The 17,501-nt window shown below is 42.1% G+C and carries 14 protein-coding genes; 2 read left to right on the top strand and 12 right to left on the bottom strand.

Annotated elements, in window-relative coordinates:
* Positions 1-57 precede the first annotated feature (57 nt).
* Positions 58-1,746: a YcdB/YcdC domain-containing protein gene (locus tag AYJ08_RS14540; protein ID WP_064018328.1), complete on the top strand. Its 1,689-nt coding sequence runs from the start codon at positions 58-60 to the stop codon at positions 1,744-1,746.
* A gap of 83 nt (positions 1,747-1,829) precedes the next feature.
* Here the strand turns inward: AYJ08_RS14540 and AYJ08_RS14535 are convergent, their stop codons facing one another.
* The 4 genes from AYJ08_RS14535 to AYJ08_RS14520 all read right to left on the bottom strand — a co-directional run bounded on the left by AYJ08_RS14535 (position 1,830) and on the right by AYJ08_RS14520 (position 8,185).
* On the bottom strand, positions 1,830-2,678 hold the full coding sequence (locus tag AYJ08_RS14535; protein WP_064018327.1) for a CheR family methyltransferase: 849 nt from the start codon (positions 2,676-2,678) through the stop codon (positions 1,830-1,832).
* Between the two features lie 28 nt (positions 2,679-2,706).
* Complete coding sequence (locus AYJ08_RS14530; protein ID WP_064018326.1) at positions 2,707-5,547, bottom strand: sensor histidine kinase; 2,841 nt, start codon at positions 5,545-5,547, stop codon at positions 2,707-2,709.
* A gap of 257 nt (positions 5,548-5,804) precedes the next feature.
* Positions 5,805-7,736 (bottom strand): tetratricopeptide repeat-containing glycosyltransferase family 2 protein, encoded by a 1,932-nt coding sequence (locus tag AYJ08_RS14525; protein WP_064018325.1) that lies wholly within the window; start codon positions 7,734-7,736, stop codon positions 5,805-5,807.
* A 206-nt stretch (positions 7,737-7,942) separates the two neighbouring features.
* On the bottom strand, positions 7,943-8,185 hold the full coding sequence (locus tag AYJ08_RS14520) for a hypothetical protein (protein WP_064018324.1): 243 nt from the start codon (positions 8,183-8,185) through the stop codon (positions 7,943-7,945).
* A gap of 111 nt (positions 8,186-8,296) precedes the next feature.
* Here AYJ08_RS14520 and AYJ08_RS23580 point away from each other — a divergent pair, with 111 nt between their 5' ends.
* Positions 8,297-8,599 (top strand): hypothetical protein, encoded by a 303-nt coding sequence (locus tag AYJ08_RS23580; protein ID WP_157452871.1) that lies wholly within the window; start codon positions 8,297-8,299, stop codon positions 8,597-8,599.
* 47 nt (positions 8,600-8,646) lie between these two features.
* Here the strand turns inward: AYJ08_RS23580 and rluF are convergent, their stop codons facing one another.
* From rluF to AYJ08_RS14480, 8 genes are all read right to left on the bottom strand, one after another.
* Positions 8,647-9,336, bottom strand: a complete 690-nt coding sequence (gene rluF, locus AYJ08_RS14515) for a 23S rRNA pseudouridine(2604) synthase RluF (RefSeq protein WP_064018323.1) — start codon at positions 9,334-9,336, stop codon at positions 8,647-8,649.
* Between the two features lie 86 nt (positions 9,337-9,422).
* Positions 9,423-10,190, bottom strand: coding sequence for a TerC family protein (locus AYJ08_RS14510; protein ID WP_064018322.1), 768 nt, complete (start codon positions 10,188-10,190; stop codon positions 9,423-9,425).
* 187 nt (positions 10,191-10,377) lie between these two features.
* Complete coding sequence (locus AYJ08_RS14505; RefSeq protein WP_064018321.1) at positions 10,378-11,604, bottom strand: multidrug effflux MFS transporter; 1,227 nt, start codon at positions 11,602-11,604, stop codon at positions 10,378-10,380.
* A gap of 548 nt (positions 11,605-12,152) precedes the next feature.
* Positions 12,153-13,661 (bottom strand): DEAD/DEAH box helicase, encoded by a 1,509-nt coding sequence (locus tag AYJ08_RS14500; protein ID WP_369799687.1) that lies wholly within the window; start codon positions 13,659-13,661, stop codon positions 12,153-12,155.
* A gap of 34 nt (positions 13,662-13,695) precedes the next feature.
* Positions 13,696-14,349: a class I SAM-dependent methyltransferase gene (locus AYJ08_RS14495; protein WP_197490683.1), complete on the bottom strand. Its 654-nt coding sequence runs from the start codon at positions 14,347-14,349 to the stop codon at positions 13,696-13,698.
* Between the two features lie 123 nt (positions 14,350-14,472).
* The gene (locus AYJ08_RS14490; protein ID WP_231929113.1) at positions 14,473-15,045 is read right to left on the bottom strand and encodes a GNAT family N-acetyltransferase; all 573 of its coding nucleotides are present in this window, start codon (positions 15,043-15,045) and stop codon (positions 14,473-14,475) included.
* Positions 15,046-15,234: 189 nt separating this feature from the next.
* A complete protein-coding gene (locus AYJ08_RS14485; RefSeq protein WP_064018318.1) occupies positions 15,235-16,884 on the bottom strand; it encodes a YcdB/YcdC domain-containing protein in 1,650 nt (549 codons plus the stop codon).
* Positions 16,868-17,413 carry an RNA polymerase sigma factor gene (locus tag AYJ08_RS14480; protein WP_064018317.1) on the bottom strand — a complete coding sequence of 182 codons (546 nt, stop codon included), beginning with the start codon at positions 17,411-17,413 and terminating at the stop codon, positions 16,868-16,870. Before AYJ08_RS14480 ends, AYJ08_RS14485 begins: the two co-directional genes overlap by 17 nt.
* Positions 17,414-17,501: the final 88 nt, after the last annotated feature.

Here is a 17,501-nt window from a genome sequence, read left to right as displayed (position 1 = left end):
ATTCTCGTCAATATATATTGGAAACATTTTACTGATATTCACTATGAGGAGGTCATTATGAGAAAAGCAAAGAAGCTTCATACAGCGCTAGCTACTTTTATTGCCGTTAGCATGCTATCCGTTACACCCGTATGGGCAGCGGACACATCGGCAAGCACGACACCAGCCACTGCCAAACAGGAACAGGCTAACTTGCCTACAGCTATCAAGCAATCGCTTGACAAGGTACTTACAGCAATCCCCGAGCTAAAAACATTTACGGTGGCATCTCATAGACCTGATAGTGATAATAAGACACAGACTGGAAAGTATCAGGTCTATCTCCTTAAGCGTTCCGATAAAGGCTCTGATAAAGCCTCTAAAGATAAAATAGAACCAGAAGCCTTCCTTTCCTTTGATCAAAAATCTGGTCGATTGCTAGAGCTTGATATTAATCATTCTGAATGGGTATCAGATACTCCGCCATCTGAAAAGCTAGCTAAGGAAAAAGCCACTGAATTTCTCAAAACCGTTTTAGGTAATGAGCTGGATAAATTACAGGTAAGTGAGCACATCGGCGTCTCACAAAGTGGGATGACAACGGAAGACGGAAAAAGAATGGATTGGAAGCATAGAAATGTAGCATTTGAACGCTTGTACAACGGAATTCCTTTGCTTTCAAGCGGCGTCCATGTATCTGTGGATAAATCGGGTAACATTACCGCTTATTACTTAAGGGATTCAGATATTGTCTATGACGATAAAAAATTTCCCGATCCAAAAGAAGCCTTGAGTAAAGAAAAGGCAGAAGAAGCACTTCAAAAGCTGACAGAAATGAATGTATTCTATATCAGCAACTATTCTAATGACCAAGCCAAAACCAACTCAAAACCTGTGATTGCATACGCTCCCCCACAAGTCAACATAATCGATGCCAAGACAGGTAAGCCTGTGGAAACATGGGATTCAACTAAACCCTTTACTCCTAAAAAAGTATCCATCTCCGCTAAAGGGGAAACCTTGAAGGTAACATCTAAGGCTGAGGCAGAAAAGCTTTTGTCATCGCCTGCATTTGCTCTTGATCTGAGCAAGCTGAAATACGACGAGCGTGAGGAAAAAGACTCTTATACAGGTAAAACCTACGTAGAATATTCCTGGAGTTCTGGTACCGATGATAATAAGAATATCTATATATACCTGAACGCAAATAAGGCAACAGGAGAAGTTATCAGAATGAACATGCATGACAGCTCCAATGTAGGGAAAAAAGGAATCTTATCACCTGCGGATGCCGAGAAAGCAGCCCTGCAATTTATAGAGAAGCATGCAGATTCGAAAGTAAAAGAGCTTTCTCTTGATTCTCTTTTCTCAAACGATCAGGATACAAAGCAAATTCCTGATTGGGTGGACAAGAGTAAGCTGAAAAAAAATGAGAAACATCCCCAATATTATCTTACCTTCAGCCAGCTACACCAAAACATCCCTGTAGCTGACAAAGCATACTCCGTTCAGGTAGATGCTCTTACAGGAAAAATAATTGGTTTCCATTTTGATCTCCAAACAGAAGCAACCCTGCCTGACAGCAAAAAAATCATTACTGCTGACCAAGCGAAAAAAGCCTTTGTCGCATCCCATCCAGTGAAGCTTAGCTATCTATGGCCACAATACGAGGATCAAATGGCACCTGCTCCTTGGTTAGTTTATATCCTAAGTCAGCCGTCAGATACCTACTTCATTGATGCGCTGACAGGTGAGCCTCTAAAATAATTACATCGGATAATACCTCCTGATTCCTTTCAATAAAAAGCGAACCTTCCCGTAATCCAGAAGGTTCGCTTTCCTTTATGTTTCTACTTGCATTTTTGATATATCCGCACTCCTTCAATCTCCTGATAATGGCTCATATCCTTTACAAAAGAAAGCGATTCCTTACTCCCTAAGCCAAAGAAGCCATTGGTAGATAAGCTCTCATCAAACAATTGGAAGACACGACTCTGTAGGTCTGTATTAAAGTAAATCAGGACATTCCGACAAATCACCACATGGAACTCGTTAAAAGAACAATCAGTTACTAAATTGTGTTGGGCAAAGGTTACGTTTTTTAAGATGGATTGGTTTAAGATCGCAAATTCAGAGTCAGTCGAATAATATTCACTGAAGGCTTTTTTGCCACCCGCCTGTATATAATTCCTTGTATAATTCTGCATCTTCTTTAAGGAAAAGGTCCCCTTTTCGGCCCGTTTCAACACTTCCTCATTCATATCTGTCGCATAGATTTTAGTCTTATGGCTCAGATTCTCTTCTTCAATTAGAATAGCCATAGAATATGCTTCTTCTCCCGTTGAACAGCCAGCGTGCCAAATTCTAATTTCAGGAAGCTGGTGAAGAAAAGGTATTATCTTCTTACGAAAAACGTAGAAAAAGCTAGGATCACGAAACATTTCCGTTACATTAATCGAGAAATCATTTAGCAATTTATCCACAAATTTAGCATCGTGAAGTACCTTCTCTAAAAGAGCGGTAACTGTAGGAATCCTGTCTTGTAGCATACGATTCCATATGCGCCTTCTTATTGAAGATCTGACATAATCACGATAATCAAAGCCATACATCCGATAAATTCCTTCTAAAAGAAGATCGATTTCAATGCTTTCTCGTTCATCAATCTGGTATTCATTTGCCTCAGTCAAAGAAGTCATCGATCTGTCCTCCATCTATTTAATACACCTACTTCACCAACCAGACACGCATAACTGAAAGCAGTTGACTCGTCTTTAATGGCTTACAGATGTAATCGGATGCTCCAGCCTTCAAACATTTTTCTCGATCATATTTCATAGCCTTTGCGGTCAAGGCAATGATTGGTACATTTTTCATATCAGCTTTTTGGCGAATAGCCTGCATTGCTTCATATCCATCCATCTCTGGCATCATAATATCCATGAGTATGATATCCATGTACTGATCCTTTTCTAGTATTTCAAGACACTCTCTCCCGTTACTGGCGGCGATCACCTTAAACCCTTCTCGTTCAAGAGTGGTTGTGAGCGCAAAAACATTTCGATTGTCATCGTCCACAACCAAGACACGCTTACCCTTAAACAAGCTTGGTGCCTGCTGATTATCCTTTTGTGCTTGTGGAGAAAGTACTTGATCTTGCTCTACCATTACTTGACCCTGCTTCAAGGATGTCTGTAAGTCCTCCGTTTCAAAAACGGGAGGCTGTGAGTTCTCTGCGTGAACCCCTTCCATATGAGCTACTGCCGTTTCTGTGTGAACCGAAAACAGTTCCTGTGTCATCCCTTCCTGCATATTTGGAATATATAGCGTAAAGGTACTACCGCAACCCTCTTCACTGTCTAAGGTAATGCAGCCACCTAATAGACGTGCAAATTCTCGGCAGATGGATAACCCTAGACCTGTTCCCCCATACTTTCTGCTGGTTGCACCATCTGCTTGATGGAAGGCTTCAAAGATGTGTTCTCTCTTGTCCTCGGCTATGCCAATACCAGTATCCGTGACGGAAATCTCCAAATAGTAATCCGTATACTTCTCCTTTGGCATTATCTTATTGACCTGCAAAGGGTCTGCCCTTCTAATTTGCAGAGTCACGGAGCCTTTTGACGTAAATTTGAAGGCATTGGAAAGTAAATTCCGTAAGATTTGATGCAGTCGTTGTTCATCGGTGTACATAATATCGGGTACGTCAGGATGTACTTCAATATGGAAATGAAGATTCTTCTGAGCCGCAACGTGTGAAAAGTGGCTTTCCATAAATATCGGCAATTCACTGATATTTACCTCTTCAAAGACAACCTCCAGCTTGCCTGCCTCCACTTTGGAAAGATCTAAAATATCATTAATCAGGTTAAGTAAATCTGAACCAGAGGAATTGATAACACGTGCATATTCTTGCTCTTCCGCGGTAAGCGTCTCATTAAGATTCTCCGAGAGCATTTCTGAGAGGATTAAAATGCTATTTAATGGAGTACGTAGTTCATGTGACATATTAGCTAGAAATTCAGATTTGTATTGAGAGCTTTTCAATAGTGCTGCTGTCTGTTCCTCTAGCTCTATCTTTGTTTGCTCCAGCTCTCGGGCCTTCTCTTCAGCATATTGCTTCTGCTCCTCTAGCCTTTCATTGATGCTAGTAAGCTCCTCTGTCTGCATCTGCAATTCTTCGGATTGTGTCTGTAGCTCCTCCGATTGAGCCTGCAACTCCTCTGTCATTGCTTGCGATTCTCGTAGAAGGCGCTCCACCTCTAAGCGATCGAAAATTCGATTAACAGTAGTCCCCAAGTGACTTGTGACATTTTCCATTAGCTGCATATGCAATTCGGAAAACGAACGTAGGGTAGCCATCTCGATCACAGCAACCGTTTCGTTCTCAAAGGTGACCGGAACAATCAAAATTTGTTTCGGATAAGCCTCCCCTAAAGCAGACTTAATTGTAATGTACTGCTCAGGCATTTCTTTTAAGGCGAGCATTCTCTTTTCTTGCGCGCATTGCCCTACTACACCTTCACCGAAACGAAAGCTGGCAGCTCCCACATCTTCCCCATTTGATGCAAATGAAGCAATCTTTTTAAATTCCTTGGCGCCCCCTTTTCCAAATGCTAGATAAAAAGCACCGTAAGAAGCTTCTATTATCCAAGCGATTTTTGAAATAAATTCTTGCCCTAGAGATTCAAAATCCTGAATCCCCTGCGTTAGATTAGCCATATAAGCTTGTTGGGTCTTTACCCAGCTTTGCTCTGTTATCTTTTTATTAAATTCCTTTACCTTAGTCGTATGTTCCTCTAGGGAGGCCGCCATCTCGTTGAATGATTCACAAATATTCCCTATTTCATCTTTTGTTAAAACAGATAATCGCGGTACATTTTCAGCTTGTTTAAAATCAATTCCTGAGATTGTACTGGAGATATGACTAAGACTACGCGAGGTACTGCGTATGGCCCAACTTGCAATTCCGATTCCTAATGCTAAACAAAGTACGACACTCAAAATGATGATGAGCAACATGCTATGGTACGTTCTCACAGATTCGTCAGCAGCTTGATCCATTAGTTCCTGCTGGCGATTTTTAAATTCTTCCGTTAACTCCATAACATTTTTGCGAGTCTCTTCTTTTCCACCCACATACATGCCTCTAGCCATTTCCTTATTTCCTGCCTTAACATACGCTACAATCTGCTTTTGATAGGTGAGATAATCTGTATAGTGAACTTTAATTTGGGCTAACAATTGCTGTCCAGACTCCGAATTAATTTTAATGCCGATCACTGTCATTAAGGAGTTAGTATCTAGTATTTTCTGATTCATTTGTTCGATTTTTTGATTGATGAGCTGAATAGTATTCTCTGTGATGATATAGCTAAGCTCTTGGTCTATATGAAAAAATTTGCTTTGCAAATCACTCACTAGCTTGATTTTCACAGAACGGTCATTCGCAATTTCTTCAACGTTATTATTAATACTATTCATCGCAAAGATAACCAGGGAAGCTAAAATCAGTAATAAGAATAAAATCAAGCCGTAGCCAAGCAATTGTTTTCGGCGAAAAGTCATGTCTCTCCCATCCTTAGACAAAATATAAAACAGAAAATACAGAGTTCTTTTCTATTTACCCTAATAAAACAATCTTGAATCAGAATTTTTCCTCCTTGTTTTACTTTCAAAAAAAGGTCTCAATCCCTGCTTACTCCCATACACTTCAGTAGGTAGGTCAGGCTTAGCTTTTGCAGAAGACGTCACACTCGAACAGCCCATAGATGCTGTCAAAACACAAATGTACGGTAACGTATTAACCTGCTTTCTTGCTGTTCTTACGAAAAAATAGATAAAAACTGCAAGCTGTTGACCTGATCAGGTAAAATATCAGCTCTCCATCTCTTAGCTAGCCCGGCTTGCGCATATAATAGGCCCAACTGGGCTATTATTTGTTCCTTCTCGATTGAGCTGTGGCTCAGCCTTTCGAATAAAGTCGTAGCTTCGCGGTATTTCCTGCATCGAATAGCAAGAACTCCAGCAATCTGAAGAAGTCGCGAAGATAAATGAGTTTCCATTAGAAACATTTGGAGGAATTGAAGCTGGATAGAATGGGGGGCTCGAAGCAACGCGATTGCAAATGAATCATTCACTTCCTCTGTCCATCCTAAGAGGGAACAAGAACGATGCAGGTCTAACCATTTTTCCCAAGCTCCTATCGCTAGCAATGCTCGACTACAGGATTGGTATACAGGTCGCGACAGAGCAATGATTTGGCCTGGCTTCCATCCAAATAAAGCTTGATATTCTTTTTGCCGTTGAGCTAACCGTAAGACGATTTCATAAGCCTGCCCGTATTCATTCATTTGCAGGAAAATCGCCCATAGTAAAAGATCAGCCTCAAGCTGTTTGTCCGCCTGCATATGGGAATGAAAGCGTTGCTGTGCTTCCCTGACGCTTAGTAAAGCAAGCTCCTCCTTTCCAAGCTGTGCGAGGAAAATTGCTTTCCAAAGCGGATTATGGGTATAAGCATCCGGCAGTAGCAACTGATATTGTGTAAACCACTGCGGCTGATTTAATTCCATCAAATATTGCACGATACTGCTTTGGACCTGGGGAGACAATTTCCCCTTATATAACTGGAATTGCTCCACTAATTCTTGAATTTGATTAAAAGCTCCCCGTATACGGATTAATCTCTGCCAAGCTGCGTGGAATTGTGGCTGGAAGGTCAAGGCTTCCTCATAGCAACGACATGATTTTTCATAAGAGAGCAGTCTTTCGTAAAGCAATCCTCTTATATAAAGGCTCCGGTAGGTTCCCGCCCCTGAACACGATGTATATTTATGAGATACATCTCCCAGAAGGGTGGCTTTCTTCAATAGCGCAAGAGCTGAATCTAACTCATTTTCTTCAATATGAAGAATGGCCCGCAGCTCGATCAGATCAACAAAATCTGGATAATGGCGCAAAGCTTCCTCTATAGTGTTTTGCGCCTCTTTCGTATTGCCCATCTCTTTATAGGAAAACGCTAGCTTAAGCAATACATCCGACATATAACCAACCCGAAGAGGAACAGAAGAAAGCAGTGCTTCAAATAATATCCGCGCTTTCTGGTATTCTTCCTGCTGAAAATATTCTGTGCCTAGAGCGTACATCAACACAGGGTCATCCGGCTTTTCTAGCAGTGCCTTTTGGATAAAAGAAACGTTCCGGGCAGCTTTATTTTTTTGAGCGATAACATGGTCTAAATAGCCATAGTGCTTAACAACCATAGGCGAAAATCTCACACCTTCTGGTTCCGCTTCCAGAATACACGTGGCAATCTCTTCATGAATCATTCCTCGAAAGCGCAGGCGTTCATCGTTTCGAAAAAAGCGACAAACTGAATCAGTGATAAAATCTTCTCCTGTAGCGCCCACATAGCTTTGCAATTGGACATAATAGCCAAACGCTTCTGCTTCGTCCATCATCTCTATCAACTGCTCGGCTGGCGGCACGACCCATTCCTCATCCGCATCTAGTACCATAATCCACGGATTGGTCGCATATTCCAACGATAAATTTCTAGCCCCAGAGAAATCTCCCCTCCAAGGTATCGAGATAACCCGCGCTCCATAGCTCCTGGCAATTTCTACGCTTCGATCCTGTGAGCCTGTATCAACGATGATCATTTCTGAGACAGTATCGACTGCTGAAGATAAACAGCGTTCAAGGTGCTCCTCCTCATCACAAACAATCATGCACAGGGATATTTGTAATCGTTTCATCTATACGCCCCTCCTTTTTAACCATAAGCGACATCATGATTTTTCTTAGGTTAGACCATCTGCTTGGGGTAATTTGAGGCGCTTTTTGAATACAAGGTCTTGCCTGAATAGGACTTGTTAGCATCAAATCTCCCAATTTCTGATTTGCTATCGTAGATAAGCTTCTGATAAGGACTGTAGCGCCTGTGGCATACCCTGAAGTCTTGTTATCGAATGGTTGCCTTTTTTCTAAAGTCCTGCCCTTCTTGACTTCGTAAATGCTCCATCCACTGGTGAAGCAGTCCTTCAAAAATTTGCGTCTCTTTTGCAGCGTAGATTACCTCCAAAATCACCTGTAGTCCTTTCCAATCGGTGTTCCCCTTTGTTGGATCATAATGAGATAGCGTCCAAATCTGTTCAGGAGACTTTCTTTGAAGAAATCGATCAAGGACACACTGAAAGATTTTCATTTACTGACAAATCACTCTTTTTTTCATAAAGGTACCTCCAGCGGTCAAAAAATGAAAAAGGCATATGCCCCCCAAAAATAAGGGCTCCATGTACCTATATGTTGAAATCTTTTGCTACGTTCCTTGCCCATTAAAAAAGACATCAATCGCTGTGGAATTATCTGGTGCGCTACTGCTGCTGCGGTTGCCGGAGGAACAACCTTCCAGTCCCTTCCGCTTAGCCTAGGCCCTTTTTTGTTGGAAGAGACAGGGCGTTACGTAGTTCCACCCAACCAATCTATTGTCTTTACGGTAAGCGGATCACTATCTGCCGCGGGTCTACTCGCCTGCACAGCAAATATTACCGGTGGGAAGCATAGAAAAAGAAAAGAGCATACAAAAAAGGGCACTTTATTGCCTCTGCTTTATATATAAGCAGTAGACAATAAAGCGCCTTCTTTTTTCCTACTTTCGTCGGTTCATTACGTTAGGTTTTGTAGTAATTGATTCAATTCCTTTGTAGTTACATCACGCCATTCGCCTTTTTGGATGCCATCCAAATGAATATTCATAATGCGTATCCGTTGCAAACGCTGAACTTTATAGCCAAATACCTGACACATTCGACGGATTTGCCTATTTAATCCTTGGGTCAGAATGATTCGAAACGATCGTTCATTAATGCGATATACCTGACAAGGCTTGGTTGTAGTCCCAAGAATACGTACCCCGCTAGCCATTCCTTTTAGAAAAGAATCTGTAATCGGTTTATCCACCGTCACGATATATTCTTTATCATGGTTGTTTTCCGCCCGCAGAATTTTGTTCACGATATCCCCATCATTCGTTAACAGGATTAGTCCCTCTGAGTCTTTATCTAGTCTCCCAATCGGAAAAATCCGTTCTGGATGATTGACGAAATCAATGATATTTCCCTTTATGTGCCTCTCTGTTGTACAAGTAATCCCAACAGGCTTATTTAGAGCAATATAGATAGCTGCTTTCTTAATCCCCAGCGCTTTTCCGTCAATTTTCACATCGTCTTCACTAGTAGCTTGACTCCCTAGCTCTGCTATCACTCCATTAATCGTGACTCGCCCAGCCTCGATGAGCTTGTCTGCTTCTCGGCGGGAACAATAGCCTGTTTCACTAATAAATTTATTAATCCTCATGTCATGTATCCTTCTTCCATAGCAGATATTTCAGCCTAGGAATCTCTAGCTCAAAGTGATCTCAGGCATCATTTATTATACATGATTTATGATCTGCCTGACTCTGTCGTTTTTTCTTTCGATAAAAACCATCCACCTAGTGCGATTCCTACTAGAACTACATAGAAGATAATTTTCCAAGCTGTCATTGTTTCGAAGCTCTCTGGCAAAAAAGCCACATTGGGATGAGAGAAGGTGTATACCAGCAATTTGATCCCAACCCAGCCCACAATCAAAAAAGCCGCGGTTTCTAATCCAGGCCGTCGTTTTAACAACGCCACAAAATAATTGGCTGCAAACCTCATTATAATTAACCCGATTAATCCCCCTAGAAAAATCACTAGGAATTGCCCCCCGTCCAGTCCTCCAATCTTAGGAAGATTAGTGGAAGGAAGTGAAACAGCAAGTGCCACAGCAGCTAGGATTGAGTCTACTGCAAAAGCAAGATCAGCCAGCTCTACCTTTGCTACAGTCCCCCAGAAACTGCCGGTTCCTTTTTTCTTAGTGTGTTCTTTTTCTTGGGGATTCCTACCTTTTTTGCGAAAAATGTGGTTGATGGAGATGAATAGTAAATAAATAGCACCAAGTGCCTGAACCTGCCACACATCAACTAAGTAGGAAATGATAAACAATGATGCAAAGCGAAAGATAAAAGCCCCAGCTAGGCCATAAAACAAGGCCTTTTTACGCTGTTTCTCTGGTAAATCCTTGACCATAATGGCTAATACCAACGCATTGTCAGCCGCTAGAATTCCTTCCAAAGCCACTAATATGAGTAGCACCCATCCATATTCCATCAGCAATGACCCATTCATCAAAGCTAGCCTCCTCCTGATCGACAAAGATACATCTAAAATAATAGCTCGGCTTATTATGCTCTTAGTTGCCTAGATCAAACCAGCAGGATAAAGAGGCATACCTTATACAGAAAAAAGGAACCAGCCCGGCACGCAAAAAATGTACCTGAATTAGTTCCTTTTCCTTTTAGATCATTTAGATGGATTAGCTGGTTGGTTTGCCCTTATGAACCATGAAATAATAGCACACAAGTGCACCCACATCTGCTGCTGCTATTACAATGCCCATTGGAACCGCCGTTCCGCTTCCACCAATACCTACTAGGGGAGCAAGGAGCGCACCAAAGATTAATGACAAGACACCTAGCAAAGCAGAGGCACTGCCTGCCGCTTTTCCCTGACTTTGCATTGCGAGAGAAAACCCTGCCGTACTAACAATCCCCACACACGATACGATTATAAATAAAGGTGGCAAAATAGCATATAATCCTGCACCTAGCAAAATCACAATCAGTAGACTAACGCCACCAATTGCCGCTAAAATCAACCCGCTGATCATCAGCTTACTCTCGCTAATTTTACCAGCCAGCTTCCCGGTAATTTGGCTAGCAAGAATAATTCCCAACCCATTGACAGCGAAAAACACACTAAACATTTGCGCTGACACACCAAACATATTTTGCAGTACGAACGGTGATCCAGATATATAAGCAAACATGGCAGCGATCACCAAGCCTTGTGACAAAGCAAAGCCCATGAACATTTTGTCTACGAATAGATTTTTAAATGTAACCAAGGTGTTCTTGAATCCACCCGTGGAACGACGCTCGACAGGCAATGACTCAGGTAAACCAAACAGAACAACCAATAGCATAATAATACCAATTGCACCTAATACTACAAAAACACCTTCCCACGGTGTTAAGAGTAAGAGCTGACTTCCAAAGATGGGAGCTGCAATAGGGGCAACCCCATTAACCAGCATTAAAAGGGCAAAAAATTTAGTTAATTCTGGGCCTGCATAAATATCCCTTACCATCGCGCGTGAAATAACAATCCCGGCTGAACCGGCGGCCCCTTGAATAAATCGGAGAGCCACTAATGCCCATATAGAAGTTGAAAATACGCACAAAATAGAAGCGACTGCATAAATAGCCAACCCAACCAGCAGCGGTTTGCGTCGACCTTGAATATCGCTTAACGGTCCAGCAAACAACTGCCCTAATGACAAACCTAATAAACAAGCTGTCAAACTAAGCTGTACAGCCGAAGTAGTTGTTTGAAAATCGGTAGCCATTGCCGGCAAGGCAGGCAGATACATATCCAGCGAAAGCGGTCCAAACGCGGATAATGCGCCTAACACAATCGCCAGCCATAAGCGTTTTGATTTGGAAGCAGCTTCCGTAGCCGCTGACTGTGAAGAAGAATTCATACGATGTTACTTTCCTTTCTTAAAACCGAATAGGTAAGATTACAATTGTAACGATTATAGTTACATCAATAAACATCTGTCAAGCTTTTCAATGGAAAGTCCCTGATTAAATCTAACCTCTCTCTACAAAACCTGCTCGCCTGACTCCTGTAATAAGATCGTAGAAAACACTTATCAAAGCATACGTAACAGCAACAAGCCTATAAGGATAATATGTCCCAATATGACTTCTGTTGTATCGGTAATAACAGTAAATATCCGGTCAAACTCAAGCGCAGCGGATCTACATAAACCAAGCAATTTCAATCATGTCATCCCTTGCCCACATCTAAAAAAGTTCCTCCAGAATAGCTCCAGAAATTCCTATCCGCCAACATTTCACCCATCACAACCATCATCCATACCTTGTTTACCACAATCCTACCCCATGTAATATACTTTGTAAATTTTTATGTTTACTATATGCCCACTTTGGCTTTTGGCTTCTTGCTTTATCCATATAAAAAGCTGTTCAGCAATATGACTGAACAGCTTTTTTACGCTCTGTCTTATTTTGTTCTCGTTCTTTTTTTAGAGAAAGCTGAGCGTCCTTGACCGGCTGAGCGGCTCGGCTTGGCTTTTGATTTGGTTGGAGCTGTCACTTTATTAGATCGTTTTGCTCCTGACTTTGTCTCCTGACGTGTACCTGATCTTGAGCTTGGCTTGTTTTGTGTCCTTGTCCCTTGCTTTACTCCCGTCTTTTGTCCCGGTCTCGTCTGGTTATTATGCTTTGCCTGACCTGATCTTGCTGACGACTTAGACCCCGCTTTCGATCCTGTAGCTTTCGCTCGATTACCGTCTCTTGCTTTTGACTGACGTCTATTTTCTGATTGTCCTGCCTTTTTGTCCGCCGTATGTCTTGCCGTTTCTTCATTAGACCTCGTTTGAGAAAAAGAATTGCCATAGGCTTCTTTTTTTAGGGACTGCCCAATTCCCTTTTCAATCATATCTAAATACATCCGGTCTTTAGGAGCAACAAACGTGATCGCTACCCCTGTACCGCCAGCCCGCCCGGTTCTGCCAATCCGATGTATATAGCTCTCTACATCATGAGGGATGTCATAGTTAAACACATGCGTGACCCCTTCAACATCCAAACCACGTGCGGCGACATCGGTGGCCACCAAAAATTGCAGGCTAGCTTCCCGGAAGCGTTTCATGACTTGTTCGCGTTTGGCTTGTGATAAATCACCATGAAGCTCGTCAGTAGCATAACCAAGTCCTTGCAAGGCTTCATTTAAAGTAGAAGCTCTCCGTTTGGTTCGACAGAAGATCACCGCTAAAAAAGGACGGCACTCATCAATGGCCTGACGCAAGGCCGCTTGTTTGGCCCGGTCGGTCGTCTCGATTACCCGTTGCTCTATGTTAGCTACCGTAATCCCTTCACTCTTCGCCTGAATCGTGACAGGCTGGCGCATAAAGCCTTTTGCCAGACTTTGGATTTGCTTTGGCATCGTCGCTGAGAATAATAGCGTCTGTCTGGTTGGCGATGTGGCTTGAATAATCTCTTCTACCTCAGGTAAAAAGCCTAGATGCAACATCTGATCAGCTTCATCAAGAACTAGCTGAGACACCTGAGCAAGCTGTATCGTGCCTCGGCGCATATGATCAAGCAATCGACCAGGAGTAGCGATCACGATCTGCCGGCTGCCTCTTAATTTCTTCATCTGCCGCTCTACATCCTGTCCGCCATAGATGGCTAGCACCTGCACCCCAGACCTCGTAAAAACAAGCTTGTTTACCTCAGCGGTAATTTGTAGGGCTAATTCACGAGTCGGTGTCACAATTAGAGCTTGTACATCCGGATTTTCAGGATTTATCATCTGTAAAATAGGCAAAACAAAAGCTAATGTCTTGCCTGTCCCCGTCTGTGCCTGAGCAATTACATCCACCCCGGTTAATACTGCAGGAATTCCTTTCTCCTGAATCGCTGTAGGTGAGTGTAATCCATTCTGTTGAAGTGCTTTTTCTATTGAAGCCTGTATTCCTAATGACTGAAATTTTGGCAAAACCGCCACCTCTTCCCGTAACCAATAACAATTCCTGTAGCTATCACTTTTTGCAGACAGCCATTCCAATAAAATAACGAACCTGATCACGCGGCTTCTCAAACGTTAATCCACGCTGATAATAAATTTCTACCTCAGAAAAGCGAACAAATAGTTGCTCAAATTCCTCAGGAGTTAGCTGATGAACATGAAACGGTTCACTAGTGGGCATCCCTCTTCCTCTGCCAAATGGACTAGAAAGTACTAATGTACCCCCAGGCTTTAGCATATGATATATATTTTCCATAAATAGCTGATCATCTACCACATGCTCAATTGTTTCAAAGCTAAGAATCGTATCAAACATGCCTAATTTTTCGGGAAGCTTAGGATCGAGTGCATCATGCTGTAAGTATGTAACCTTTTGATGATTGTACTCACGATTTGCATAACATATCGTCTCTTGATCTACATCTACACCAATCAGCTCTGTCACCTCCCGCTTGCGTTCCTTCACAACCATGTGACACCCATAGCCAGTGCCACAGGCAATATCTAGAACTCTCCCCCGACAGTACGGAGTTGAGAAATAATACCTCGCTAGATGCTCCAACAGCATTCCATTCATCGGCTTGAGCAATTTAGGAATAATGCGTTCCCCTGTCCACTCTAACAAAATCCAATCACCTTCTATATCCGCTTCTTTTTCCTTCTTCATTATACAGATGCCTTACCAATAAAAAAAACTGCCGCTTGGATTATTATCATCACAAACGACAGATCTAATCGGTAAGTCATCTATCTCAACCTGTATTGCTTTATCTAGAAATGCTTATTATGTTCATTGATAAACCATGCAATACTGTTCTACCTGACTTTTTGGCAAAGGAATTACTTCAATTGTGGTAAATTGATATCGCTCATATAAAGCAATGTTATGAGGGTTTTGAGTTTCTAACGTACATACGATGTTTCGCTGCTTACATTCCTCTAAAAGAGGCTTCATAATTTTACTCACATACCCTTGACCCCGAAACTCTGGCTGCACCACAAGCATATCCAAATGCATATATACTCGTCCCTCAAAGACAGACAACCAAGCAGAGCTCATACAGCGCAGAATAGCCAATCCTCGGCAAAATCCCCTAAACCCAATATACTTACTAGCTTTCAGCGACTTTACGATTGTACGACAGATATCCCACATGTATCTGTATGCAGGCAATGCTTCTGCCTTTTCCGATCTGTATACTAATGCAACAGCTTCCAATCTATCGGAGGTCGCATATAAATCGGAGTAATCATACAGCATGGTAACATAGTTTGTAAAAAAGATCTGTAAAACCTTCAGTCTGGTAGAACGGTCAGGCAGGATATGCTGATACAGTGGGTCTTCCATAAATCCTTCTGCCAATACATTCGCTGCTCGGCCAATCTCGTTACGGTTTAACTTAACTATGTACGCGCTACAAATAATTCCACCCCATTGAATAGTTTGTAAGCTAAGCTATCCATTTGCTGCTAGCTTATCCCTTCCATGGTACAGCTTGGGCTGGAACGCCGTCAAATCGAGCAGGTAGAGTGACGCCGGAACATTGTATGATCATTGTGTTCCTGCATGAATGCTGGTAGACGCATTCTTTTCAAAGGTATACGCAAGTACAGGTTCTCTGATGAATCGACCATTTATCATTGGGAAGGCATACTCTAATTTTACTGGGTTTTGTTCTATATATTTACGTGCTGCCTCCTCGGAAGAAAGGGCTTTCCTGATATCTGCAAAGGTTTCTGTCCCATCCGCTAATGATAAAAACATACCCAATACCGCTTTCGTCTCTACATCAATCGTGATTTTGTATGTCTGATCAAATATAGGCACTCCCTGATACGAACGATAAAAAACGATGGATTCTTCACCAAATGGGTTCCCTTTTTGGTGTTGACGGAGCATACGCAACTCCGTGACACTCTCGTCCAAATATGGTTGTAAAAACTCCAGCGCTGTCTCCTCCAGCTCTTTATCAGAGAATTTCTTTTCCTTTATCTTTTGCGTACGATCCATCTTTTTAATGCTAAATTGTTTCACACGATCTCCTAGTGTAATTACTTTATAGAAGATATCATCCCGGCTGCCATCGTATTCTGTCTCCCCCTCGCCCATCATATATTTTGGCACATTGCTTACCCTTAAAGCTAATCCCTTGGTATCTACCCCAAACGAAGCTAATACATCGGTGGCTTCCTGTGGATTTGTTACGATGACTTGTTTTTTTCCCGGCGTAACAGTAATAACGGGGGAGAATTGTACTTCGTAGCCATGCGAAACTTGAATCTGTTCACCAGTCTGAGCATTCAGGTACGTAGCCATTCCATCTCTATATTTCAGCTCATAGGTTTTCGCATCCGGTCCCTTTCTGCCCTTAGGCATATAGACCAATTGTAAATTCTCAGCAAATTTCTTTTCTAAAATAGGCATTTCCAATAGCTCAACAGGTTTTTTAAATTTGGAAATATCCATGGTAAGTCCAGCAGATTCCCCTGCATTCGCATATCGAATCGTTCCCTTTTCTCCAACCCCTATTGCATAATAATCTTCAGCCACTGGAATATCATTTACATAGCGCTGATAAAAAACGGTAGCAACCTTTTCCTCCTTATTAATTTCTATCTTCCCTAAACGATACTGTTGCTTCTGAGTTCCTAGCATGGTAGTGAGAAATTTCTCTGCCACTTTTTTGGCAACCGCCTCTGAAGGAGCTTCGGTATCAGGAGCAGAGGGATTTTCTTGAAAAAGAGACAGGAGCGTACCGTCACTAGCATCAATCTGAGCATCCGCATACAGTATCGCCTTGTTATTTTCCTTTTTACGGAATATGATCCTATACTGATCTCGATGTGCTTGGCTTATACTGAAAGTTTTATCTGCTGATTGAAGCGCGGGAACAATGCCGTACAGCTTTTCTATTGTTTTTTTAGCAGCATGGCTCATCTCATTTTCTGAGCTAATCGGTTTATGTTGAAAAGAAAGGTTACTATTATTAGATAAAGGATGAGCAAATGTAACAAGCAGGAGAATAACGGCTGCAGATAAACCCCACTGCGAAACTAAACGAGTCCATCTACGCTGTTTTTGTCTTCTTTTCACCTTGTTCATCAATGCTCTATCCAGTGTTTGGGGAAATTCTCTTCTGGGCAGTGAATCATAGCTTTCTCTAATTTTTCGAAATAGTGCCTTATCATCGGGAAAGTTCATGCTCCCATCCCCCTTCCCAGTAGCCTTTCAAATAGGTTCGTAATTGTTTCACAGCACGATGGAAATCTACTCGCACCTTAGCCTCGCTGCATTCTAAGATTTCCGCTGTTTCCTTTATACTGAATTCCTTTAACCCTCGCAGAATAACAACACTGCGATATTTAGGCTTAAGTCGGAGCATAGCCGATATCATGAGTTCCTTTTCTTCTTTTGCCTCAAGTTCTGATTCAGGGCGTCCAAGCTTAGACGGAAGGCCCATTATTGGTTCCATGCTCAGCCAGGCACGAATTCTTCTTTTGCGTCCATAGTCGATGGCGACATGCTTAGCAATGCTAAGAATCCATGTTTTCATACTGGAGCGTTCCTCATAACGCGGCAATGCATCCAGAACTCTGATAAAAACCTCCTGTGTTAAATCCTCTGCATTGTTTCGATTACCCGTAAAATATATCATAAATTGATAGACTTCCAGATAATGCTGTTCATACACTAGCCTGCTTCTTCCTTCAATATCATTTGTATGGTACAAGAGAGTCTCCACCTACTCTACAGCAAATTAATCAAAAGCTATGTAAATTGATACCGATCCATCTCGTTAGAATCAGATGGATCGGCAG

Origin of the sequence: Brevibacillus sp. SKDU10 (assembly GCF_001645205.1) — a bacterium.
In the GTDB taxonomy this organism is placed as follows: domain Bacteria; phylum Bacillota; class Bacilli; order Brevibacillales; family Brevibacillaceae; genus Brevibacillus_B; species Brevibacillus_B halotolerans.
This window is presented reverse-complemented; position numbering and strand designations above follow the sequence as displayed.